This is a genomic window from Arthrobacter sp. Dra40 (assembly GCF_059091905.1).
Window position 1 is genome coordinate 63630 of the sequence record NZ_JBNHHB010000009.1, and the last position, 23912, is coordinate 87541.

Annotated in this window: 17 protein-coding genes, 1 tRNA gene and 1 pseudogene; 17 read left to right on the top strand and 2 right to left on the bottom strand. The window is 63.4% G+C overall.

The window, feature by feature from the left end; translation table 11 throughout:
* Positions 1 to 160 precede the first annotated feature (160 nt).
* The 4 genes from AC5RWT_RS06910 to AC5RWT_RS06925 all read left to right on the top strand — a co-directional run bounded on the left by AC5RWT_RS06910 (position 161) and on the right by AC5RWT_RS06925 (position 5171).
* Complete coding sequence (locus tag AC5RWT_RS06910) at positions 161 to 1273, top strand: resuscitation-promoting factor (RefSeq protein ID WP_494079670.1); 1113 nt, start codon at positions 161 to 163, stop codon at positions 1271 to 1273.
* A 121-nt stretch (positions 1274 to 1394) separates the two neighbouring features.
* The gene (gene rsmA, locus AC5RWT_RS06915) at positions 1395 to 2315 is read left to right on the top strand and encodes a 16S rRNA (adenine(1518)-N(6)/adenine(1519)-N(6))-dimethyltransferase RsmA (RefSeq protein ID WP_494079671.1); all 921 of its coding nucleotides are present in this window, start codon (positions 1395 to 1397) and stop codon (positions 2313 to 2315) included.
* An 18-nt stretch (positions 2316 to 2333) separates the two neighbouring features.
* The gene (locus AC5RWT_RS06920) at positions 2334 to 3269 is read left to right on the top strand and encodes a 4-(cytidine 5'-diphospho)-2-C-methyl-D-erythritol kinase (protein ID WP_494079672.1); all 936 of its coding nucleotides are present in this window, start codon (positions 2334 to 2336) and stop codon (positions 3267 to 3269) included.
* A gap of 69 nt (positions 3270 to 3338) precedes the next feature.
* Positions 3339 to 5171, top strand: coding sequence for an ABC-F family ATP-binding cassette domain-containing protein (locus tag AC5RWT_RS06925; protein ID WP_494079673.1), 1833 nt, complete (start codon positions 3339 to 3341; stop codon positions 5169 to 5171).
* 9 nt (positions 5172 to 5180) lie between these two features.
* Here the strand turns inward: AC5RWT_RS06925 and AC5RWT_RS06930 are convergent, their stop codons facing one another.
* Positions 5181 to 5672, bottom strand: coding sequence for a MarR family winged helix-turn-helix transcriptional regulator (locus AC5RWT_RS06930; protein ID WP_494079674.1), 492 nt, complete (start codon positions 5670 to 5672; stop codon positions 5181 to 5183).
* 124 nt (positions 5673 to 5796) lie between these two features.
* Between AC5RWT_RS06930 and AC5RWT_RS06935 the strand changes: the two genes are divergently transcribed.
* From AC5RWT_RS06935 to AC5RWT_RS06945, 3 genes and pseudogenes are all read left to right on the top strand, one after another.
* Positions 5797 to 6372: an NADPH-dependent FMN reductase gene (locus tag AC5RWT_RS06935; RefSeq protein ID WP_494044648.1), complete on the top strand. Its 576-nt coding sequence runs from the start codon at positions 5797 to 5799 to the stop codon at positions 6370 to 6372.
* Between the two features lie 290 nt (positions 6373 to 6662).
* Positions 6663 to 7709: pseudogene (gene zapE / locus AC5RWT_RS06940) on the top strand (cell division protein ZapE).
* Positions 7710 to 7879: 170 nt separating this feature from the next.
* Positions 7880 to 9610, top strand: coding sequence for an ATP-binding protein (locus AC5RWT_RS06945; protein WP_494079675.1), 1731 nt, complete (start codon positions 7880 to 7882; stop codon positions 9608 to 9610).
* A gap of 84 nt (positions 9611 to 9694) precedes the next feature.
* Here the strand turns inward: AC5RWT_RS06945 and AC5RWT_RS06950 are convergent, their stop codons facing one another.
* Positions 9695 to 9856 carry a hypothetical protein gene (locus AC5RWT_RS06950; RefSeq protein ID WP_494079676.1) on the bottom strand — a complete coding sequence of 54 codons (162 nt, stop codon included), beginning with the start codon at positions 9854 to 9856 and terminating at the stop codon, positions 9695 to 9697.
* 204 nt (positions 9857 to 10060) lie between these two features.
* Between AC5RWT_RS06950 and AC5RWT_RS06955 the strand changes: the two genes are divergently transcribed.
* From AC5RWT_RS06955 to AC5RWT_RS07000, 10 genes are all read left to right on the top strand, one after another.
* Positions 10061 to 11098, top strand: coding sequence for a hypothetical protein (locus AC5RWT_RS06955; RefSeq protein WP_494079677.1), 1038 nt, complete (start codon positions 10061 to 10063; stop codon positions 11096 to 11098).
* 215 nt (positions 11099 to 11313) lie between these two features.
* Complete coding sequence (locus tag AC5RWT_RS06960) at positions 11314 to 11700, top strand: SpoIIAA family protein (protein WP_494079678.1); 387 nt, start codon at positions 11314 to 11316, stop codon at positions 11698 to 11700.
* Positions 11690 to 13276: a putative bifunctional diguanylate cyclase/phosphodiesterase gene (locus AC5RWT_RS06965; RefSeq protein WP_494079679.1), complete on the top strand. Its 1587-nt coding sequence runs from the start codon at positions 11690 to 11692 to the stop codon at positions 13274 to 13276. The genes AC5RWT_RS06960 and AC5RWT_RS06965 overlap by 11 nt, the downstream gene beginning before the upstream one ends.
* A gap of 210 nt (positions 13277 to 13486) precedes the next feature.
* A tRNA-Gln gene (locus tag AC5RWT_RS06970) sits at positions 13487 to 13558 on the top strand.
* Positions 13559 to 13658: 100 nt separating this feature from the next.
* Positions 13659 to 15152: a bifunctional UDP-N-acetylglucosamine diphosphorylase/glucosamine-1-phosphate N-acetyltransferase GlmU gene (glmU, locus tag AC5RWT_RS06975; RefSeq protein ID WP_494079680.1), complete on the top strand. Its 1494-nt coding sequence runs from the start codon at positions 13659 to 13661 to the stop codon at positions 15150 to 15152.
* Complete coding sequence (locus AC5RWT_RS06980; RefSeq protein WP_494044656.1) at positions 15149 to 16132, top strand: ribose-phosphate diphosphokinase; 984 nt, start codon at positions 15149 to 15151, stop codon at positions 16130 to 16132. Before glmU ends, AC5RWT_RS06980 begins: the two co-directional genes overlap by 4 nt.
* Positions 16133 to 16491: 359 nt before the next feature.
* Positions 16492 to 17091: a 50S ribosomal protein L25/general stress protein Ctc gene (locus AC5RWT_RS06985; protein WP_494079681.1), complete on the top strand. Its 600-nt coding sequence runs from the start codon at positions 16492 to 16494 to the stop codon at positions 17089 to 17091.
* A 109-nt stretch (positions 17092 to 17200) separates the two neighbouring features.
* A complete protein-coding gene (pth, locus tag AC5RWT_RS06990; RefSeq protein ID WP_494079682.1) occupies positions 17201 to 17794 on the top strand; it encodes an aminoacyl-tRNA hydrolase in 594 nt (197 codons plus the stop codon).
* Positions 17795 to 18539: 745 nt separating this feature from the next.
* Positions 18540 to 21221 carry a helix-turn-helix transcriptional regulator gene (locus AC5RWT_RS06995; RefSeq protein WP_494079683.1) on the top strand — a complete coding sequence of 894 codons (2682 nt, stop codon included), beginning with the start codon at positions 18540 to 18542 and terminating at the stop codon, positions 21219 to 21221.
* A complete protein-coding gene (locus AC5RWT_RS07000) occupies positions 21218 to 23908 on the top strand; it encodes a helix-turn-helix transcriptional regulator (RefSeq protein WP_494079684.1) in 2691 nt (896 codons plus the stop codon). Before AC5RWT_RS06995 ends, AC5RWT_RS07000 begins: the two co-directional genes overlap by 4 nt.
* Positions 23909 to 23912: the final 4 nt, after the last annotated feature.

Consider the following 23912-nt stretch of genomic DNA (forward strand, 5'->3'; position numbering starts at 1 on the left):
ATTGTCACACCGGTAGCGGTTGCAGTTGGACGTTCCGTTCGTACGCCCAATCAGCCGCTGCAGGTGCTGCCTGCACTCGCATCGTGCCGTGGGAATCGGCGCGCTCTTGGCGTGTGTCTTCATGTCCCCGTGCCCGGAAGCTGCAACAGATTCGGGAACCGTGACAAACGCGCTGAAGAACCGCTGGGTGAAGATCGCCGGCCAGGTCGTCGTCATGACCGCACTGGTCCTTGGACTGGTTGCCTTCGTGGGCAACAACAAGTCCGTGACGCTGACCGTGGACGGGCAGGCGAGCACTGTTTCCACGTTCGGCACCACGGTGGCGGATGTACTCGCCGAATCCGAGGTTGAGGTGGGCGAACGCGACGACGTGACACCGGCGGTCAGTGAGGAAATCTCCGACGGCGCCAACATCGAGGTGGTCACGGCCAAGCCGGTGAACGTGAACGTGGACGGCGACAGTTCCACGGTCCACACCACTGCCGCAACCGTCCAGGAGCTGCTGGACGAACTGGAAGTCACCGACAAGTCCGCCCTGTCGGCGCCGCTGACCGCCGAGCTGGCTTCGGTGGGCGGGGTGACCATCTCGACGCCGAAGCGCGTCACCATCGCCGTCGACGGCAAGACCCGCAAGGAAGTTTCCACCGCGACGACCATCGGCGACCTGCTGCAGGAACACGACATCAAGGTCCGCAAGGACGACAAGCTCTCCGTTGCTGCCAAGGAGCCGGTCGAGGACGGTACCAAGCTCAAGGTCACCCGGATCGACCGCGAGCAGGTCGAAGAGACTGAGTCCATTGCGTTTGGCACGGACGAGACGACCAACTCCTCCATGTTCAGCGACGAAGAAAAGGTCACCCGGGCCGGAGAGGCTGGCGAACGGGTCAAGGTCTACGAGATCGTGCTGACCGACGGCAAGGAAACCAGCCGGAAGCTGGTCAGGGAAAAGGTCACCCGCGAACCCGTCAGCCAGAAGATCACCGTTGGCACGAAGAAGCGCCCGGCCAAGGTCAACAACGCCAACGTAGGCGGCACCTGGCAGGCGCTCGCAGAATGCGAGTCCGGCGGCAACTGGTCCATCAACACGGGCAACGGCTACTCCGGAGGCCTGCAGTTCAGCGCCAGCTCCTGGCTGGGCGCCGGCGGGGGCAAGTATGCGCCGTACGCGTACATGGCCACCCCCTCGGAGCAGATCGCGACCGCCGAAGTGCTGCGCGGCAACGGCGGGTGGGGCCACTGGCCCGCCTGCGCCTCCAAGCTGGGACTGCTCTAAGCATCCCCATCAGTTACTCCGCCTACCTCGGGCCCGGGCATCACTGCCCGGGCCCGAGGTGCGTGAGGCGGGTGGGGCGGGGCCGCCGCGGCAGCGGGCGCTGGCCCGATACGATGGCACAGTGACAGAACCACATTCCACACCCGGCACCGGATCCCGGCAGAACAACGGGGAAGCCACGGCCGCACCCATCAGGCCGTTGCTCGGGGCTGCCGACATCCGCAGGCTCGCGGCTGAACTGGACGTGCGTCCGACCAAGACCCTCGGCCAGAACTTCGTGATCGACGGCAACACGATCCGCAGGATCGTGGCCACCGCCGACGTTGTTCCCGGCGAGACAGTGCTGGAGGTTGGTCCCGGGCTCGGCTCGCTCACGCTCGGACTGCTGGACGCAGCGGGGCATGTGGTCGCCGTCGAAATCGATCCCAAGCTAGCCGCCCGTCTTCAGCAGACAGTATCCGAATTGCGTCCCGACGCCGCCGGCCGGCTGGACGTGGTGCTGGCGGATGCGCTGCAGGTCACCGAGCTGCCGAAGGCGCCGGACGCACTGGTCGCGAACCTGCCCTACAACGTTGCCGTCCCGGTGGTCCTGCACCTGTTGGAGCACTTCCCGTCGCTGCGCCACGGCTTGGTCATGGTTCAGGACGAGGTGGCCGACCGGCTTGCGGCCAAGCCCGGTTCCAAGATCTATGGCGTGCCCAGCGTCAAGGCCGCGTGGTACGGCAGCATGCGCAAGGCAGGGGTGATCGGCATGAACGTGTTTTGGCCGGCACCCAAGATCGCCTCCGGCCTGGTGGAGTTCACCCGCGGCGAGCCGCCGGTGACCCGCGCCCCGCGCCGCGAGGTGTTCGCCGTCATCGATGCCGCCTTCGCGCAGCGCCGCAAGACGCTGCGGGCGGCCCTGGCCGGTTGGGCAGGCAGCGCGGCACGGGCGGAGGAAGCGCTGCGCCAAGCCAACGTGGACCCCAGCGCCCGTGGGGAAGTGCTGGACATTGCTGCCTTTGCCCGGATCGCGGAATTCAACCATCCGCTCGTCGGCTAGGAAGAGGGTGGCACGGTGATGAGCAGAACACGTCCGGTCCGCGTGATGGCGCCGGGAAAGATCAACGTCTCCTTCCGCGTGGGCGGTCCCCGGCCGGATGGCTATCACTCGGTGGCCAGCGTGTATCTGGCGCTCTCCCTGTACGAGGAAGTCACCGCCACGGCCCGCGACGACGAGGCCGTCACGGTGAGTGTGCGCAATGGATCCGGACTGGACTTCGACCTGGACGGCATTCCGCTGGATGCCTCCAATCTGGCGGTGCAGGCCGCGGAACTGATCCGCGAAACCTCCGGCCACCCGCAGGGTGTGCACTTGGACATCACCAAACGGGTCCCCATTGCCGGCGGGATGGGTGGCGGTTCGGCCGACGCCGCTGCCGCCCTGGTGGCCTGCAGCGCGCTCTGGAACACCGGCTACTCGCGCGATGAACTGATCGGGCTGGCCGGCGGACTCGGCGCTGACGTGCCGTTCGCGCTCCACGGCGGGGTTGCCGTCGGGCTCGGGGTCGGGGACCGGTTGACGCCGGCGCTGGCGCGCAGCGAAATGCACTGGGTGCTGGTCCCGGCCTCGTTCGGCCTGTCGACGCCCAAGGTCTACGCCGTGGCCGACGACCTGCGGGCCCGCCGCGGCCACGTGCCGGCCGAGCCTGAGCAGGTGGAGCCGGCGATCCTGCAGGCAATGCAGTCCGGCGACGTCCACCAATTGGCAGGTTATCTGCATAATGATCTGCAGGAGGCGGCCATCGAACTGGCGCCCGAGCTTGCCGATATCCTTGAACTGGGCCGGGCGGAAGGCGCACTGGCCGGCCTCGTGTCCGGTTCCGGCCCCACCGTGGCGTTCCTGACCGCAGGGCGGCAGGAAGCGGCAGAACTGGGGCAGCGGCTCTCCGACGTCGCCGGCGTGGTTGCCCTGCCGGTCCGCGGACCGGTGCACGGCGCCCGCATCATGGCCTGACGGCCGGTTCCACGAAGGCCGGCCAACGGTCCGCCCCGCACTACCTCAAAGCAACAGAAAGCAGCACCCTTGGTCCACTTGCTCGGCGCAGAAAACGTCAGCGTCTCCTTTGCCACCCGCACCATCCTGGATTCGGTGTCCCTCGGCCTGAACGAGGGCGACCGGATCGGCATGGTGGGGCGCAACGGCGACGGCAAGTCCACCTTGATGCGGCTGCTATCGCAGCGCAGCACGCCCGACGACGGCCGGGTCACCAAACGCGGCGACGTCAACGTGGGCTACCTGGACCAGCAGGACGTGCTCAACGGAGACCTGCCGGTCGGCATCGCGATCGTTGGCGAGGCGGCCGAGCACGAGTGGGCCTCCAACCCGCGGATCCGCGAAATCATGGAAGGCCTGGTGGGCGATGTCGACTGGCAGGCCACGGTGTCGTCGTTGTCCGGCGGGCAGCGGCGCCGGGTTGCCCTCGCCAAGCTGCTGATCGAGCCGCATGACGTGATCATGCTCGATGAGCCGACCAACCACCTCGACGTCGAGGGCGTGGCCTGGCTGGCCCGGCACCTCAAGACCCGGTGGCGCCCGAATGAGGGCGCCTTCCTGGTGATCACCCACGACCGCTGGTTTCTGGACGAAGTGTGTACCCGGACCTGGGAAGTCCATGACGGCGTCGTGGACCCGTTCGACGGCGGCTATGCGGCCTACGTCCTGGCCCGCGCCGAACGCAACCGCACGGCCGCCGTCGTCGAAGGAAAGCGGCAGCAGCTGGTCAAGAAGGAGCTGGCCTGGCTGCGCCGCGGGGCCCCGGCCCGGACCGCGAAGCCGAAGTTCCGGATCGAAGCAGCCAATGAACTCATCGCCGATGTCCCCGAGCCCCGGGATGCGGTGGCGTTGAACAAGATGGCCACCGCGCGGCTCGGTAAGGACGTGCTTGACCTGGAGCATGTCTCCTACACCCCGCCGCCCCGGCCAACGGACGGCGACGGCGGAGCCGGTCCTCTCTTCGAGAACATCACCTTGCGGCTGGCGCCGGGTGAACGGCTCGGCCTGGTGGGCGTCAATGGTGCGGGCAAGACCACTTTGCTGCGGCTGCTGAACGGCGAGATCCAGCCCACGATCGGCAAGGTCAAGCGGGGCAAGACGGTGCAGACCGCCATGCTGACCCAGGAGGTGCGCGAACTCGACGACGTCTTGGATCTGCGCGTGGTGGAAGTGATCCAGCGCGAACGCCAGGTCTTCAACATCGGCGGACGCGAGGTGTCAGCCGGCCAACTGGTGGAACAGCTCGGCTTTTCCAAAGAGAAACAGTGGACGCCGGTGCGCGACCTCTCAGGTGGCGAGCGGCGGCGGCTGCAGCTGCTGCGGCTGTTGGTCGGCGAGCCAAACGTGCTGATGCTGGACGAGCCCACCAACGACCTGGATACGGACACGCTGGCCGCGGTGGAAGACGTGCTGGACGGATGGCCGGGCACGCTGGTGGTGGTCTCGCACGACCGCTACTTGCTGGAACGGGTGACCGACCACCAGATGGCGCTGCTGGGCGACGGCAAGCTCCGCAGCCTGCCCGGGGGAGTGGACCAGTACCTTGACCTGCGCGAAGCCTCGCTCGCCGGTAAATCCTCGCCGGCTCCGACCAGCGGCGGCGCCGCCGAGACGGCTTCCGGCACCGTCCATAGCGAGGCCGACAAACGCCAGGCCAAGAAGGACCTCAACCGGATTGAACGCCAGCTGGGCAAGCTGGGCCAGCAGGAGGACAAGCTCAAGGAGCAGATGCACGCGGCCGGCGCCAAGGCCGACGTCGACTTTTCCGGGCTGGCGGAGATGAACCGGAAGCTCCAGGAGATCGCCGAGGAGAAGGAAGCCCTGGAATTGGAGTGGCTGGAAGTCTCCGAAATAGTGGAGTGAGCCTGCCGCTCAGGAGGACTTTCCGGTGTTCCCCCAGAGGCCGGCATTGCGGATGGACTGCTGCATCTTGGTGGTGGCGGACAACAGCGCCTCGCGTTCGGCATCCGACAGCGGGTCGAAGACGTTCTCCCGCACAAAGGTCACGTGCCCGGGTGCAGCCTGCCTGATGGCATCCCAGCCTGCCGGGGTCATCGAGATGTTGAAACCGCGTGCGTCCGTGGCGCACGTGACCCGCTCCACCAATCCGCGGGCTTCCATGCGTTTGAGCAGGTGGGAGAGCCGGCTGCGTTCCCAGTCCAGTTGCTGCGCAATGTCCCGCGCCCGCATGACGCCCTCGTCAGCCTCCGAGAGGGAGGCCAGCACCGAATATTCCACGCCCGAAAGGTCGGAGTCCCGCAGGAGTTGGCGGTCCATCGCCGACTCAAATCCCCACAGCAGTTCCCGGAAGGCGCGCCAGACCTCCTGCTCGTGATCGTTCAGCCAGCGGGTTTCGGAGTTCACGGTGCGCCTCTCAGTTCTTTGGTTGACATATCAAGTTTCCCTGTTGCATGATTGACGTGTCAACAAAACGATGACGTGTCATCAGTAGGGGCACGTCGGGACCAGACCTCGAAGGGGTTTATTCATGACCAAGATCGCTATCGTTACCGGCAGCACCCGTCCGGGTCGAGTCAACAAGCAGGTTGCCGATTGGGTTCTCGCCCAGGCCGCCGGCAACGCCAACGCCGAGTTCGAGGTTGTCGACATCGCCGACTTCAACCTGCCGCTGCTGGACGAAGCATACCCGGCCGCCTACCAGAACTACCAGAACGACCACACCAAGACCTGGTCGGCCAAGATCAACGAGTTCGACGGCTTCATCTTCGTCACCGGCGAGTACAACCACACCGTCACGCCGGCCCTGACCAACGCCCTGTCCTACCTGAACGTCGAGTTCAACAACAAGGCCGCCGGCATCGTTTCCTACGGTTCCATGGGTGGCGCCCGCGCCGCCGAGCACCTGCGCAACATCCTCTCCGAACTGCAGATCGCCCACGTGCGCAACCAGGTCATGTTCTCCCTGTTCACCGATTTCGAGAACTTCTCCGACTTCAAGCCGACCGAGCAGAACGCCGGCACCCTGGCTCCGATGATCGACCAGCTCATCCCGTGGACCAAGGCCATGGAGTCTGTCCGCGCTGCTGCTGTCGCTGCCAACTAACCTGGGGTCCCGGCGGCCATTCGCCGCTTGACACTCCGCACGGCAGGGCGCTCTGTGCTTCCCAGAAGGGAAGCCGGGGCGCCCTGCCGCTGTTAAGCTGGTTCCCGGCCTCGGCGGACTGGCGGCCAGCGGCCAAATGATGTGGCGACAGGCCAAGCGATGTGGCGACCGGGAGAAGGAGGGCCTGCGTGGACGCAGGAAACACGGCGGCCGGAAGGCAGAGCAAAGCTCGCACGCGCCAGCGGCTGCTCGACCATTTCGAACACGCAGCCTCCACAGCACGCTTCCGGATGGATGAAGACCAGCAGCAGGCAGCGCGGTTGCTGGCCGATGCCGGCGCCAGACTGGCGGCGAGTGCACTGCCGCTTTCGGGCAAGCGCCGCGGGCTCTATCTGTGGGGTCCGGTGGGACGCGGCAAGAGTTGGCTGGCCCGACAGTTTTTCGACGCACTGGACCTCCCGGATAAGAAGCGCTGACATTTCCACGACCTTTTCCGCCAACTGCACGCCCACCGGCGCGACGCGCAGGACCCGGCCACCCGGCCACCGGGTACCAGCGCCGTCGACATGGCCATTGAGGCCCTGCTGCAGGACTGCACCCTGCTGGTCGTGGACGAATTCCATGTACACGATCCCGGCGACGGCCAGTTGCTGGCGCGGCTGCTGCGTGAGATCCACCGCCGCGGCATCACGCTGGTGGCCACATCCAACTATCCGCCCGAGCAGCTCATGCCCAGTGAGGTCTTCCACTCCCTGTTCGAGCCGACCATTGCGTTGATCCGCCGCACCATGCACGTGGCCTCCATCGCCGGCCCCCTGGACTACCGCACGCTGTCTACCGGACGGCCCGGCGGGCAGGATGACGACGGCGGTGCACGCCCTGGGGGATTCAGCGACGGTGCCTTGGTGATCGCCCCGCACGGTCCCAATGACCCACGGGTCACCGAGGCCGGTCTTGAGTGGCCAACCACAACCGAGGCCCAGGAGCTACGACCGGGGAGCCAGCCGCTTCCAGTCCTCCGGTGCACCGCGGACGAAGTGTGGTTTGATTTCCAAGACCTGTGCGAAGGTCCCACCGCCGCCTCCGACTATTTGGCGCTGCTGCCGCACTCCGCACACTGGATCATTTCCGGCGTGCCGCGCCGCGGGGACATCAGCATGAACGGCTGGCAACGCTTGAGCAATATCGTGGACATCCTCTATGACGCCGATGTTCCGCTGACGCTCATCAGTGCCGAGCCGCTGGACCTGGGGCCGTCAACCAGCCCGTCCGCGGTGGACGTCTCCCGGATTGCCAGCCGGCTGCGCACCCTCGGTGGCGTGGGCGCCGCCGGCTGAACCGCCAGCGCCCCAACCGGTGTCCGCTGGCCGACGCCCGGTGTCTTCGCGTCGGCTTGGAAACTCCTGCCGTAATCTGCCGTTTCCCTTCCGAGGGCACTGCTAGTCTTCATTCATAATGTCAGGGGGCCGGACGACGCCGGGCCGCATTCAACGCAGGAGGAATCGCAGTGCGGACCGTTGCAGGTGAACTCGGGACAGCAGTTCGCCCAACGGTACTGATCGGGGCATCCGATGCCGCGAGCCGTGACTTCCTTAGCACCGTCCTGGAAGCTGCCGGAATGAACGTGACGGCCCTTGCCACGGCAGCCTTGGTCTTGGACGAACTGCAGCGCAATCCACCGGATATCCTCTTGGTGGACGCCGGCGATATGTCACTGGCAGGGATGGAAGCCGTGCGCCGGCTTTCCGACCGCCAGGCCGGGGCCCAATGGCGGGTGATGCTGATGGCCACCGAAGACGAACTGCCGCTGGTCGAACGCGGCTATGAGATGGGCGTCTCGGACTATCTGATCAAACCGCTGTCCTCATCCAACGTGGTCAACCGCGTGCGCGTGACCCTCGCCAGATCGGAACACCGGCGCCGTGAGCGCAACGGCGTGGCTGTCCTGCGGGACCAAATCCGGGGCGTATCCGAGGGGATCCGCAGCACCAACGACCCGAACGAGATGATCACCCTCGCGCTGCGCGGGATCGGGGCGGCCTTCGAAGCCGACCAGGTCTGGATCCGCACCTTGGACGACGAAAGGGTGCCGCACACGGACGCAGAGTGGGCCAGCGAATCCGCTCAAGACACCACGGCGATGCCGCATCGAACCGACGAGCAGGTGCTGCACCTGGCCTCCGCTCTCTGGACCAAGGGCAGCGTACTCACCTCGGCTGACAATGGCAGGATCGACTTCGCAGAGCACCCCGGTATCACCGAATGGTTTGCCACCGCGCGGGGAAAGGCGTCAATGCTGGCCCCGCTGGGACAGGGGTCGAAAGCGTTCGGACTGATTTGCCTCGTCCGCCATGGGCAGCCACGGTCGTGGGCCCCGGCCGAAATTTCGCTGCTGCAACATGTGGCCGGAAACTTGGCCCACGGGCTCATCCAAGGGCACCTCATCACGGCGCAGCAAGAAGTCGTGGAAAAGCTCCGCGAACTGGACCAAGCAAAGTCGAACTTCGTGGCGACGGTCAACCACGAGCTCCGGACCCCGCTGACGTCAATCACCGGCTACTTGGAACTGGTGCTGGACGGGGACGCCGGTGAAATCCCGGAGTCCGTTGCCCGGATGCTCAAGGTGGTGGGACGGAATGCCACACGCCTGCGTGAGCTGATCGAAGACATGCTGACGCTGTCGAGGATGGATTTCCAGAGCAGCGGATTAAAGACGGAGCCGGTGGACCTGCCGCAGTTGCTGCGCATGGTGGTCACCGCTCTGGAGCCGGCGGCTCAAGCCAAGAACGTCAATGTCGTAGGCGAGGGGCTGGACACCCGGCTCGCCGCCGACGGTGATGCCAAGATGCTCGAACAGGTCTTTGCCAACATCATGTCCAACGCCGTCAAGTTCACCCCGCAGGATGGGACAGTGCGTGTCACCGTCGGTTCCGGCACTGATCACGACGGCGGTGTTCCCTGCGCCATCGTGACGGTCGCCGACAGCGGGATCGGCATCCCGGACGACGATTTGCCGCAACTATTTTCCCGCTTCTACCGCGCGTCCAACGCGCACGCCATTCAAGGCACCGGCTTGGGCCTGGCGATCGTCAAGGGGATGGTGGACCAGCACGGCGGCAGCGTTTCCGTCGAATCAACCGTCGGAGTCGGCACCACCTTCACCATCACCCTGCCGCTGTCAGCCGACGACGGCCAGCATCACGCGGCCGAGTCCACCAGCACTGTCACCGTTTCTTAAAAGCACAAAGGCCGTGACACGCATCCGAAGATGCATGCCACGGCCTCAGCCGGTGAGCGGAACGTATTCCGCTCTGTCAACTAATTAGTGCGGCCAGTTGCCACTCTGAGTCGTTGCACCGCCGCCAAGCGGAGCCGACTTGACGATAGTGATCGCCTGATAATCGGCGTCGGCGGCTGAGGCAGCTGTTGCCCCTGTAATGGCCAGAACTGCAGCAACGAGTACTGATGCCGAGAACTTCTTCATCGGGCGGGCTCCCTCTTTTTATGCACTGATTCGCAAATCTGTGCAAGCAACGGTGACATCCTTAGTGTACAGCCAGGAGTACGAATAGCCATGACTTAAACGACACATCTATCCCTTCCCGCATTGTGACGCCTCGGCAGAATATGATCAGAGACTAGAAGTCTGATCTGTCGGCCTTGCCGCTTATGCTTGGAGGATTCGCAAATGGTATCCGTCGTTCCTGAGGGAAGCGGTGTCCTTGCTGAACTGAGGGCACGCGAGGCATTCCGCCGGAGAGAATATGCACAAGCATTGAGGATCGCGAAGGAAATTTCTTCCAAGGCGTCGACCGCGGGCGATGACTCAACATGGTGGCAGATGACAATGTTCCAAGCTGAATGCCAGCGCGAGATGGGTCATAACCGTTCATGCATTGAAACAGCCGAACTGCTCTTGAAACATTCGCTGACAGTTGGATCCAGCGAACTGCAGTGTCGAGTGCTGAATCTCCTGTCAGACGTGAGTCAGGCTGTAGGTGAGCTAGAACAAGCCCTTGCGTACGGTGCCAGGGCCGTTGAAACGGCGAGGGATGGCGAAGTTGCTCAAGACCTGCGTATTGGCTCAATGCTTGCTTTGATCGCAGCCTTAGCTGAGAGTGACCAATTAAATCGCGCTTGGCAGGAGAGTGAAAAACTGCTTCAGCTGGTTGACTCAAATATCGATACTCAAACGACGGGAAAGTGCTACTGGGTTGCAGGTAACGTCGCCTTCCTGCGGCAGCAGCCGAACGTCGGCGTGAAGTATCACCAATTAGCAGCCGAGCGCCTTTCGCCTTCTAATGATCTGGCCTTGTGGGCGTGGTTCAACCGAGCCTCGGCAGCGATGCGGCTGACTGCCGGCATAGCTGATGCCGAAACGGCCGATTGTATGGAGCGTGCCGAGTTGGCATCGACGATCATCGGGACGGACGACGGAGATAGTTCAACGAACGTTCTCAATCGTGCCCATTGGTACTACTTGAATGGTGACATGGGTGGCGCGGTTCGACTGCTTACCTCAATTTGCGCCGCGCCGGTTAAGATGGCGCATCAATCCGCTGGCGAGGCAAACATGCTGCTCGCCAGGGCACTCCGTAAACAAGGTGATTGCGAAGCTGCGCTGCGCCATTTGAAGGACAGCCAGGCTTACTTCAGTCAAGCGGGGGCGAAGGACCGTGCAGCTCAGGTCGCGGCGGAAATCGCAGGGTTTCCGCAAGCCTCATGAATGTATTATTCGTCGTGTCATTGGGTGTGTCGTGAACATCGTTCGTTTACGCTATGAACAAAGGGCGGAAGCCGTTGCGGTGTTGAAGCAGTAGTTCTGAATTTGTTGGATGGGAGCGTACGCTCCCTTCGAATCGTTGGGGAGCGGATGCACGTGTTAGGTCATGACTGGCCCGAAAGGGTTGTAGGAGCGGTATCTAACGACGACGCGGCTGTATGGGCGGCGTAGTCGGTGCGGCCACTGCCGCTGCTGCTGACATCAGTCGTTCTGGAGACGGCATCATCAGTGTCGACCTTCCCAGGGGTGTTGCGTTTACCGACGAAGTTGCCGACACTACCTCGTCACGGCTTCAGGTGCTTTCAGGCGGGCAGCCCTGCCGCGTACTCATGCGATTGAAGGGCGTGGCTTCCATTTCGCGGATGGCACGGTCCATGCTCGGCCGGCAGACGAACGCGTCCGCGATTGCCTTGGTCGGCGAGTCGCCCGTGGACCGGGTGATAGCTAATTTCGTGCTGGGCACCGAACCCACTGAATGCCCCGTCCGCTATTTCGACTCCGAACCCCAGGCCCTTGAGTGGCTGGAACGGGATAATGCCGCATAATCCTGACCCGCGGCTCCAGCGGCTGGTCGACGGCATGGTTAGCTTGGCTGGCGGTGACCTGACCACACGAGTTGAGCCCTCGCCAGCACGGGACGAGATCGACGCGGTGATCACCGGGGTTAATCTCCTGGCTGAAGAACTGGAGCTTAGCTACTCAGAGCTGGAACGGCGGGTAGAAACTCGCACGGCGGAGCTGCGGCAGGCTCATCGGGACATGAGCCGTATGGCCTTGACCGACGCCCTGACGGGTCTGGCCAACCGAACCGCCTTGGCTAATGAAATGGCCGCTGCCCTCGAGGACGCACGGTCCGGCCAGCGGACGCCGGCGTTGCTTCTGCTGGATCTGGATTCTTTCAAGCAGGTCAACGACAGTTTTGGCCACGACGCCGGAGACCGCGTGCTGACGGTGGTGGGGAACAGGCTTCGGTCCATTGTGCGCGACGTAGACACAGTGGCGCGGTTGGGGGGAGATGAATTCGCCATCCTGTTGCCGCGTGCCACAACAGATCTTGCGCTTCAGGTTGCCCACCGGATTGTGGGAGTCCTTAACGACGATGTTCGGCTCGACGAACTGACAGTCTGGCCGCAAGCCAGCATTGGCGTCCGAGTGGCCGATACCGGGCAGAGCGCGCAAAGCTTGTTGCTCGACGCGGATACAGCCATGTATGAGGCGAAGAAGGATCCGCAGAACCGCATCAAGGTCTTCCAGTCGCACATGCTGCAAGCGCGGCAGTTGCACAATCAGATAGCGTCCGAACTCCGCGGGGCCATAGCCACCGGGGGCTTTGAGCTTGAGTACCAGCCAGTGGTGGATCTGTGCACTGGGCGTCTACTCGGAGTGGAAGCACTGGTCAGGTGGAACCACCCGGTGCGGGGCCGCGTCATGCCCAGCGACTTCATTCCCATGGCCGAGCAGACCGGCCTGATCATTGACCTCGGCCGCTGGACTCTCTCGGCCGCTGCGCATCAGTTTGCCGAGTGGTCGGCCGAATTGGATTTGGACCCCGGGTTCCAAATTCGCGTCAATCTGTCCGTCGCCGAGCTGCAGCGGATCGATCTGGTGGATCATGTCCGCGGCGTCTTGAGGGATTCCGGGATAGCCGCCGAGTCACTGGTCCTGGAAATCACCGAAACCGGCCTGGTAACCGGCGGAGAAGTTGAGACCTACTCGTTGCTGGCCCTACGTAAGCTCGGCATTGGTATCGAAATCGATGACTTCGGCACCGGCTACTCATCGATCAGCTACCTGCGCGAGTTGCCAGTGGATCTGGTCAAAGTCGACCGTTCCATCATTGCCACGCATTCAGCCGACGGGTCGCAGCAGGAGTTTATCGCCGCGGTGCTCCAGCTCATCCGTGCTGCCGGGCTCGATGCGATCTTCGAAGGAATCGAGACGCAGGAGCAGGCCGAACAGCTTCGTGATTTGGGCTGTGCAGGGGGCCAAGGGTTCTACTTCAGCAAACCCGTGTCAGCGAAGCGGATCGCCCAACTCCTGCAGAGTGGGGCACGACTCCCCGCTGCCGCAGATGAAGTGGACGCCGACCTCACCAGTATGGCGTCATCGCTTCCCGAATAAGCCACTCCTGCGTACTCGCCTGACGCCTCATGGCTGATGGAAGTCCCGCTGCGTGAACCAGCCCGCCGCGCGATGACAACCGCTTGCCGCCGGCTAAGCGTCGCAAGCGGTTACACCCAGACGACACCCGTCCGACGCCAAGTCGCATCGGGGTCGAAAGTCGTGGCAAAATGGACACTTGTGCCGAGGGGGCAATCCTGCGCGGCACATTCCGCCCTGGTGTAATGGCAGCACCCCAGCCTTTGGAGCTGTGGAGTATAGGTTCGAATCCTATGGGCGGAACGATCACCGGCCGGTGAACGTGCGGTGTTGTGGCAGATAAGATGCCGTAACCCCCATTTTCCGGCTACACCGGAATCAGCGCAGCGAGGAGTGCCACTTAGTGAGCCCCCAAGACGTCCACGAAAAAAACGTCAAATCAGCTTTATCGCCGGCAGCGGTCATCGTTCTGGCCGCGGGGGCGGGCACCCGAATGAAGTCCAAGAAACCGAAGATCCTGCATGAGATCGGCGGTATTTCCATGGTGGGCCATGCGCTCGCCGCAGCCCGCGGGCTGGCACCCACGGTGCTGGCCGCCGTCGTACGCCACGAGCGGGACCGTGTGGCAGAACACATTGCCGCACTGGACCCGGACGTCCTGATTGTTGATCAGGACGAAATCCCCGGAACAGGCCGGGCGGTGGAGGTGGCCTTGGAGGCCCTGCCGGCAGGGCTGGATGGGACCGTGGTGGTCACGTACGGGGACGTTCCGCTCCTAGCCAGCGAATTGCTCCGGAACCTGGTCGCCGAGCATGCCTCCAGCGGCAACGCCGTCACCGTGCTGACTGCGGTCCTCGATGATGCGGGCGGGTACGGCCGGATTGTCCGGGCCGCGGACGGCAGCGTCCAGGGGATTGTGGAACACAAGGACGCCACCGAGGATCAGCGGGCCATCCGCGAAGTCAATTCCGGCATCTATGCCTTCGACGCGACGGTGCTTCGCGGTGCACTGTCCAAAATCACCACGGACAACGTCCAGGGCGAGAAGTACCTCACCGATGTGCTGTCCCTGGCGCGGGCCGACGGCGGGCGGGTTGCCGCCGTCGTCACCGCAGACCGGTGGCAGGTGGAGGGCGCCAATGACCGGGTTCAGTTGGCAGCCCTGGGCGCAGAGCACAACCGGCGGATCCTGGATGCTGCCATGCGCTCCGGCGTCAGCATCGTGGATCCGGCGACCACTTGGATCGATTCGACGGTGACGTTCGGGACAGATGTGACGCTGCTGCCCGGGACCCAACTGCACGGGAGAACGCATGTGGCCTCGGATGCCGTGGTGGGTCCGGACACGACGCTGAAGAACGTGACCGTGGGCGAGGGCGCCTCCGTGGTCCGGACGCACGGCTCCGACTCCGAGATCGGGCCCGGCGCGACGGTTGGCCCCTTTACCTACCTGCGCCCCGGCACCGTGCTGGGTGAGAAGGGCAAGATCGGTGCGTTCTACGAAACCAAGAATGTGACCATCGGCAAGGGCGCCAAGCTGTCCCATCTCGGCTACGCCGGGGATGCAGAAATTGGTGAGAATGCGAACATCGGCTGTGGCAACATCACTGCCAATTACGACGGCGAAAAGAAGCACCGCACCGTCATCGGCTCCAACGTGCGCACCGGCTCCAACACGGTTTTCGTAGCCCCCGTGCAGGTGGGTGACGGCGCCTATTCCGGTGCCGGTGCCGTCATCCGCAAGGACGTCCCGGCCGGTGCGCTCGCCATCAACGTTGCGCCGCAGCGGAACCTGGAAGGGTGGGTACAGAAGAACCGCCCCCGCAGCTCCTCAGCGGAAGCCGCCTCACGAACCTCCTCCACGCAATCTCCAACTGTAGAAAGTGATCCTTCATGAGCGGAATCAAGGCACAGGGCGAAAAGAGGCTGGTACTGGCTTCTGGACGTGCACATCCTGAACTGGCGCAGCAGATCGCCAAAGAACTGGACATCGAACTGCTGCCCACGTCCGCCTACGACTTCGCAAACGGCGAGATCTACGTGCGGTTCGAGGAAAGCGTTCGCGGCACCGACGCCTTCGTCCTGCAGGCGCACCCGGCCCCGATCAACGAGTGGCTGATGGAGCACCTGATCATGGTGGACACCCTCAAGCGGGCCTCGGCGAAGCGGATCACCGTGGTGGCTCCGTTTTACCCGTATGCCCGTCAGGATAAGAAGCACCGCGGCCGCGAGCCCATCTCGGCACGCCTGGTGGCGGATATGTACAAAACGGCCGGCGCTGACCGGTTGATCTCCGTGGACCTGCACACCGCGCAGATTCAGGGATTCTTCAACGGACCCGTCGACCACCTGATGGCCATTCCGCTGCTGGCCGAATATGTCCGCACCCGGGTGGACCTGGACAACGTGACGGTGGTTTCCCCCGATACCGGCCGCGTGCGCGTCGCCGAACAGTGGGCCGAACGCCTTGGCGGGGCGCCGCTGGCCTTCGTGCACAAGTCCCGCGACGTCACCGTGCCCAACCAGGCGGTGTCCAAGCAGGTCGTGGGCCTGGTTGAGGGGCGCACCTGCGTTTTGATCGACGACATGATCGACACCGGCGGAACCATTTCCGGTGCCGTCCAGGTCCTGATGAACGCCGGTGCCAAGGACGTCATCATCGCGGCCACTCATGCAGTGTTCTCCGATCCGGCCGCCCGCAGGCTGTCCGAAAGCGGAGCCAGGGAAGTGGTGGTCACCAACACGTTGCCGATCCCGCCGGAGAAGAACTTCAAGGAGCTGACGGTCCTGTCGATTGCCCCGTTGATCGCCCGCGCGGTCCGGGAGGTCTTCGAGGACGGCTCGGTCACCAGCCTCTTCGACGGCAAGGCCGGATGACGGACGTTGCGGCTGGCTGAGTTCCACCCGGCCGGCAAGGCTCTCTGAGAGGGGCCGACGATGGGACGCCTGAAGAGATGTGGGCCAGCCTCTGCCATCGTCGGCCCTTTTGCCATGTCAGGGCTTTGCGCGGAGTCTGCGGGCAAGGATCGAACCCCGGACGAACTCAGGTCGCCGCCGTGATTTTTTGATGCGAGATCCCGGCTGGTAAAGTTGAAGCATTGCCTAGGCGAGGGAGAGCCGGAACCGACTCTCCGTTATCGACGGTGGCTAGCAGCTTCGCTTCTCTGCACTGGTTTCAGTGCGGTGGGTCGGTCTCTAGACACCCGCCCTGAATCATCCAGCACAAGGAGAACACCATGTCCGAGCAGAAGCTCGCAGCTGAAGTCCGCAACGAATTCGGCAAGGGCGCGGCTCGCCGCGCTCGCCGCAACGCACAGATCCCCGCCGTTATCTACGGCCACGGCGCAGAGCCGCTGCACGTTCTGCTGCCGCAGAAGGCCACCACCCTGGCGCTGCGGACCTCCAACGCGCTGCTAACCCTTGACGTTGACGGTAAAGAGCACCTGGCCCTGGCCAAGGACATCCAGCGGGATCCGATCGCCCAGATCATCGAGCACGTTGACCTGCTGACCGTCCGCAAGGGCGAAAAGGTGCACGTCGACGTCAACATCCACGTTGCCGGCGAAGTTGCCCCGGGCGCCGTCTTGGATCTGGAAGAGTTCACCGTCCTGGTGGAAGCCGATGCGACCGCGCTGCCGGAGACGCTGACCATCAACGTTGAGGGCCGCGACGTCGGCGAGCACGTCCACGCCACCGACATCGAACTGCCCTCCGGCGTCAGCCTGCTGATTCCGGAAGACACCGTGATTGCCGCGGTTTCCGCGCCCGCTGTGGCCGAGCCTGAAGCTGAGACGGCCGAAGCCGCAGCACCGACCGCCGAAACCCCGGCTGAGTAACAACGCTTCGTCAAAGCCCCCGGTGACTGCTTTTCGCATTCGCCGGGGGCTTTGGTCTTTCCTTAGGAAAATCGTTAACCTCCTCCACCGACCAAGGAGCACCTTCCCCGTGAGCAGCGACACCTGGCTGATAATCGGTCTGGGTAACCCCGGCCCTGCGTACAGCGGCAATCGGCACAACGTCGGCCAGATGGCCCTCGACCAGCTTGCCGCTCGGATCGGCGGTTCGTTCAAGTCGCACAAGACCCACGCCCAGGTTTTGGAAGGGCGTATGGGTATCGGAGGTCCCCGGGTGGTGCTGGCCAAACCGCTAACGTTTATGAACCTTTCAGGAGGGCCGACGGCGGCGCTGTGCAATTTCTTCTCGATTGCACCAGACCATGTGATTGCCATGCATGACGAGATCGACATTCCCTTCAACACGATCAAGCTTAAGATCGGCGGGGGAGAAGGCGGGCACAACGGCCTTCGCGACATGTCCAAGGCACTGGGCACCAAGGACTACTACCGGGTCCGCATTGGTGTGGGCCGGCCGCCTGGGCGCATGGATACGGCCGACCATGTGCTGCGCGATTTTTCGACGGCGGAAAAGAAAGACCTGCCGTTCCTCGTGGACGAGGCCGCAGATGCTGCGGAACTTCTGCTGCGCGAGGGGCTGCTGACCGCGCAGCAAAAATACCATGGCACCGCCAAGCAGGAGTGAGCCCAAAGGCGTCACAGACTCGTCGATTGGATCGTTTCAGCGCGATTGCCTAGAATCGGATTAGCCACAGTGGCTCCTTAAGCGGGGGCCGACGATGGGCGGCTTATGAGACTGGGCCACCCCCATCCCATCGTCGGCCCCTTTCCAGCCCCTGCGATCGCCCGGCACCACGGGTGTGGAATGAGGCGGGCCGTAGGTCTCCTAAGGCTACGTGGGCATGAGTATCCGCTGCGGCGGGAATCCGTTGCCGGCGCTTGGACGGCTGAGCCTGGCTCGTCTAATCAAAGTACTGACGTCGCCCCCTTAAATGGGGGCCTGTTGGGACTTGCTACATCCAGACGCGCCACAACGTTGGAAAGATGGTGCTCGACGAGCTCGCCGGCCGCGTGGGCGGCACGTTCAAGAGCGTGCTCATAGCCTTATTAACTACACAGACGGGGCCGACGATGGGCGGCCTCTGAGACTCGGCCAGCCTCATTCCACCGTCGGCCCCTTTTTGCGCCCGCCGCTGGGAGTTCACCAGCTCGTTACGCCAATTTCATCGTGGTAATCCGAGTAGTCACCCCGGAATTGCAGGTAGTGTCCCATGTGAACGGTCTCGATGCGAGTAATACCCCCGGTATAACGTACTCATGCCAGTTCTGCCGCACCGGCCTAGGCTTCATGAAGGGACTATTGGGGAATAGACCTTTGGGCGAGTGCTTCTAGTGGGGAAGTTTTGAAATTGCGCCTGGTTGGGGGAACCGTGCAGACTTCATTTCGAGCGAAATCATTTGTGGGCCGGCTGAAGGTGGGGGAGGACCTTTTGCAGGCCTTGGTTTCCTCACCCGCCAAGGGGTCTGTCCTCGTCGGTGAGCCAGGTATTGGTAAGACCTCTTTGGCCCACCATGTGTTGAAAAAGGCCGGTCACGCTTTCCATGTGGTAGCCATCCGGGGCACGCATTTTTCGCGGAACATGCCCTATGGGGCCTTGAACTTTCTGCTTTCGGAGCTGGAAATCGAGTCTTTCGACCAGCCAGGGCCGGTACTGCAGGGGCTGGCCCAGGCACTGGACCGCCGCTCCGGGGGGCGGCAGACCATCCTAGTTGTTGACAATGCCGAAGAGCTGGACGATCTGTCCGCAATGGTGATCAGCGAACTGACGTTGACAGGCCGGGCTAAGGTTATTGTGCTTTGCCAGGACTTCACGCGCACATCGGATGATTTCATCAGTCTCTGGCGTAGCGGCTCCCTGGAACGGTTCGACGTCGAACCCCTGACCGCCCAAGAAGCCAGCGAGCTGCTATCAGTTGAACTCGGTGGCGTTGTTTCACGTGCTGCGGCCCACACACTATGGCGGGCGGCCGGTGGCAATCCTTTATTCCTCCAAACGTTGTGCCGCGAATTCACCGAATCGGGCCAGTTGCTGTTGCGGGCCGAAGTATGGGTTCTGGCGTCCGGCGAATTGCCGTTTGGCCGGCAAACCTCGGAATTGGTTGCCACGAGGCTTTCGAATTTGTCTTTTAGCCAGCGGGAACTGCTGGAAATCATGGCCCTGGTCGAATCCCTGCCGCTGCAGGCGCTGTTTGCCCTCGCGGATCCGGACGACCTCGACGTCTTGCAGGAGCGTGGCCTGCTGGAGCGGGACCCCGATATCCCGCATGCTGTTCGGATCAAGAGCCGCCTGATTCAAGACGTGGTCAGAGGCCAGTTGACGCAGGGCCGCAGTAGCGAGTTGTATCACAGTGTCGCCCAGGCATCGTCCTCCGCCGAGCTCGCAGACCAATGCCTGCTGGGCTTCGCGGCCTGGACGCTGGATTGTAAAGCCCAACTGGACGATCAGAGGGCGCTGGCCGCAGCCCGGTTGGCCAATCACCTCGCACAGTATGATGCTGCACTGAGATTCTCGACGGCGCTGTCGTCCTACCGGGAGTCGGCCTCCTTTGTGTTGGAGGCCGTGCATGCGCTGTTGAACGGAGGTCATAATGAAGAGGCGGCCGATGCCCTCGCGTATTATCGTGCCCAAACACAGGAGGAACCCGCGACTGGGGACTCGATCCGCCTCGCCCTGTGCGAAAGCCGCATTGAATGCCGTCTTGGCCAAGGCCACCGGTCGCAGTCAATTCTTGATGACGTCCTGAGTCGGCTTAACTCTGAGCGGGCGGCAGGAGAGAGGGTGCTGTCCGCTGCGGAAGTGAAGGCTTTGGAATGTGAGTTGCTGCTGGCCCAGGCTGATCTCGCCGCTTACCGGGGCTTCTATGGGGATCTAGCGGAACTTCTTGAACGTTCGGGCCAAGAATATTGGGACGGGCTGCCCGATTTGAAGCTGCAACTCACAGGCCGGCTTTGCGAAGGCTGGGCCATGACAGGACGGCAGCAGGAAGCCCTCGATCTCGCCACTTCTCTGCTCGCTCAGGTGAAGTCATCCATGGTGCCTATCGGGACGGCGCTGAAAGTGACCGCAAGCCTTGCCAATGTCTTCTTTTACGCGGGTAAACGGCGGCACAGCTATGAACTGCTGGATTACAGGATCTCGCTGGCGGCCTTGTCACCAGCGATCGAGGCTTGCTCGGTTGAAATGGCGGAAGGGATTCTTCACGCCCATGCTGGCGAACCCGAGGCCGCACTGGAACGGTTGGTTCCCGCGCTGCGGCAGCTTCAGGCCTGGGAATCGCGTGGGGCCGCGGGAGCGGCCGCTGCCGCGGCCGCCTACTGCTGTAGCTTGCAGGGCAAGGATGGGCAGGCTGCCGAATACCTTGCAATTGCCGAAGACCATCAAGTCGCGTGCAGTTGGGAAGATGGCAGCGGCGCCGCTTACTTTGCTGCAATGGCAAAAGGCGCCCTGGGACCTGCCTCGAAAGCGAAAGCGATCGACCAATTGCTTTCCCTCGCCGAGGAAGACCGCAGGACTGGTTCGCTGACTCACGAGATGCTGGTCCTCACTGGTGCCCTGAGGCACGGACATGCTCAGGTTGCGCCACGCCTGGCGCAGATTGCCGCTGCTCAGCAGGGACCTCTCGCCGGTCTCTGTACCGTGTATGCCCGAGGCATCCTGTCACAGGATAGCCAGCTGCTGATGCAGGCCGTGGAAACGGCTGCGGCTCTGGGCAACCGCCTGTTCGCGAAGGAGGCGGCCAAATCCGCTTTTGAAATCGTGTCCGCTTCCGGCGACAGGTCGGCGGTGAGGATACTCCGGCGCTCCTTGCACCGCGCTGAACGGGACGAAGATGCCGCAGGATCCACCGGCTGGCTACGGCTGCTCACCTCCCGCGAAGCCGAAGTCACCCGCTGGACCGCCGAAGGTGCCAGCAACCGCCAGATCGCTGAACGCCTGGGGGTGTCCGTCCGGACCGTTGAAGGTCATCTGTACCAGATCTATGCAAAACTCAACGTCAAGAACCGCCGCCAGCTGTCGGGCATTTTGGCGCAGGAAGCCGTGGCGCAATGAGCCGTTTTCCCGCGGATGAGATCCTCGTTGGACGAAGCGATGCTCTGGAAGCCGTGCGCGCAAGCGTTCTTGATCCGGATCTGGCAGGAGCCATGATCAGCGGGGAAGCCGGGATGGGGAAATCCGCCCTAGCCCAGGCCGTTATCCGTCAGTTCGGTGAGAGGGTCAAGCCCTTCCACGTTCACGGGCGGTCCGTCCTGGCAAAAGTGCCATACGGGGCGTTGGGCGGCTACCTGGATGGCACGGCAACCGAGGGGCCGGGGACCGAAATGGCTGTTCTGCGGGCCCTGATTGCACAGCTGCGCAGACAGACGCCGGCAGAATCAACGGCCCTGCTGGTGGTCGACGACGTCCAGGAGTTGGATCAGCAGAGTCGGCATGTCATCGCTCAACTGGGGATGTCCGGCGTCGTCCGTCTGCTGATCCTCGCCCGCACGGCGGGCCTACAGGGCAGCGAGTTGCGTGCGTACTTCGACCAGGGTCTGCTGGCACAGATCCGATTGCAGCCACTAAGTTCTGCGTCTGTCGGCGAACTATGCCGACGTGTGCTGAACGGGGATGTTGTTCGATCCACCGCGGAGATCTTCTCAAGGCTGTCCAGTGGGAATCCGCTCTTCGTGCGCGCGTTGATCAGTCACGCACAGAGGACGGGGAGTTTGGTCCAGAGAAAGGGCGTCTGGCTACTCCAGGAGGGGCTGGGTGAACCGGATGAAAGGATCATCGACCTCGTCAAGGGCCTTCTTTTCCAGCGGTCCGACCGTGAACATGAAACTTTGGAGATAGTCTCCCTCGCGGAGCCTATTCCGCACAGGGTACTCAAGCAGCTCGTGGACGAAGGGGGCATTTCCGCGCTGCGGGACTCCGGTCTGCTGGAAATTTCGGCAGATGCTAGTGACGGGGTGCGCTTTGTCCACCCGCTTCACGCCCAGGTGCTGCGCACTGTGATCCCCGCGGGACGAAGCGCAGGCATCCGGCAGCGGGTGTTGGGTGCAATGAATACCCTCGCGGTGCCCGGAGGCGGCGACCCGCTGCGTGTTGGCTGGGCATTGGACTGTGGCGAAAAGATCGCAGATAGCGTGCTGCTGGAGAGCGCGAAAACCGCTAACGGGATATTTGATCCCAGGCTCGCCCTTCGCCTTGCAGCAGCGGTGAGGGATCCGGCGTACGTCACCGAGGCGCGGGTGGAAATGGCGCGCGCCCATCTCAGCCTGTCCAATGCGTCCCAGGCACAGTCACTGCTGGACGGCATCCTAGGTTCCGCCCCTGATCTGGGGACTCTCAAGGCGGCTGGCCTTTTATCTGCGGAGCTGGCGTTGCGGGGCGGCCGGCGGCCCGAGGACCTCCGCCGGCTGGCGGATGAATGGCTGACTGCGATCGAGCGGATTGGAGCTGCAGCCGGGGAGGATGCGGTGGTCCGCAGACGGATTCAGCGCGGTCGGCAGGGTGTCCAGCTCGTGCAGCTGCTTGCCTTGTCCTTGACGGGCGATTTCAGTTCCGCCGATTTCGAACAGGAGTTGCGGGGCCTAGCTACGAGTCTTGGCGTAGACAGGGACGTACAGGTGCTGGCGCTGGCCCTTTTGGGGGAATGTCTCGGGGCGTCCGGCAGAGGAGAGGCAGCCCTCCGGTTCACCAGGGAGGCTGTGGCGCGGCTCGCGGCGGACATAAACGGACCGGTTTTCCTCTCAGATTTTGTTCTCAGCCGCCACCTGGACCTGCTCATTAGTGCGGGTCGCTACGAGGAAGCCCTGGAAGAGACCGCTTCCTATGCGGATGCTCCTTCCAACATGCTGGTCTACGTCGGCGGTACCGCGGCATTCTTCGACGCCGCGGTGAACTGGAGGCAGGGCAGGATCCAGACAGCCCTGGAAAAGCTTGTTCCGGCAGTCGAGGCGTTGCACGTCTCGGATCCGCAGCAACTGTTGCCCTATGCCCTGGGCATGGCGGCTTATGCCTCCTCCCTGCTAGGACAGCCGGACCGCGCCACTGCCTACGCTGTGGACTTCGCCTCCCTCGCCTATGCGGGACCGCCGCATCTATGGCTGACGGCGAAAGCGTACGTCATAGCGGCTCGCGGCGCTCAAAGTGCTGCTTTGGACCGGCTGCAGGAGCTGCGCGACGAAGCCCATACGGCGGGACTACTCACTGCTGAGAAGGGCATCCTTGAAATCCTGGTTAGGCTGGGCGAGCACGGGCAGTTGGATCGCCTGGCCAGGCTTGCGGCCTCCATGGAAGGGGCCGATGCCGGCGTCATCAGCCAGTTCGCCAAGGCGGTGGCCTCCCAAGACCCGGCAGAAATGTGCGCGGCATCGCGGAAAGCCCGCACGGCGCAAAAGTACCTGGTTGCAGCCGAATGCCTTGCCTACGCCGCGCGGGCCTTTAGGGAGCGCGGGGAGAACCGCCAGTGCAGTTCTGTCCTGCACCAGTTGCGGAGTTTGCAAACAGACCTTGGCACTCTCACGATTCCGTCCATTGCCGGAGCCCTCGCCGCCACGGCCTTAACGCCGCGGGAACAGGAAATTGTGGAGATGGTCGAGGCGGGCTACAGCAACAAGGACATAGCAAACCTCTTCACCCTGTCCCAGCGGACCGTCGAAGGTCACCTGTTCCGGATTTACGGGAAATTGGGTGTTACCCGCCGTCAGGAACTCCGCAGACCTCGCGTGTCCGAGCACATGCAGACCGCCTGAGGAG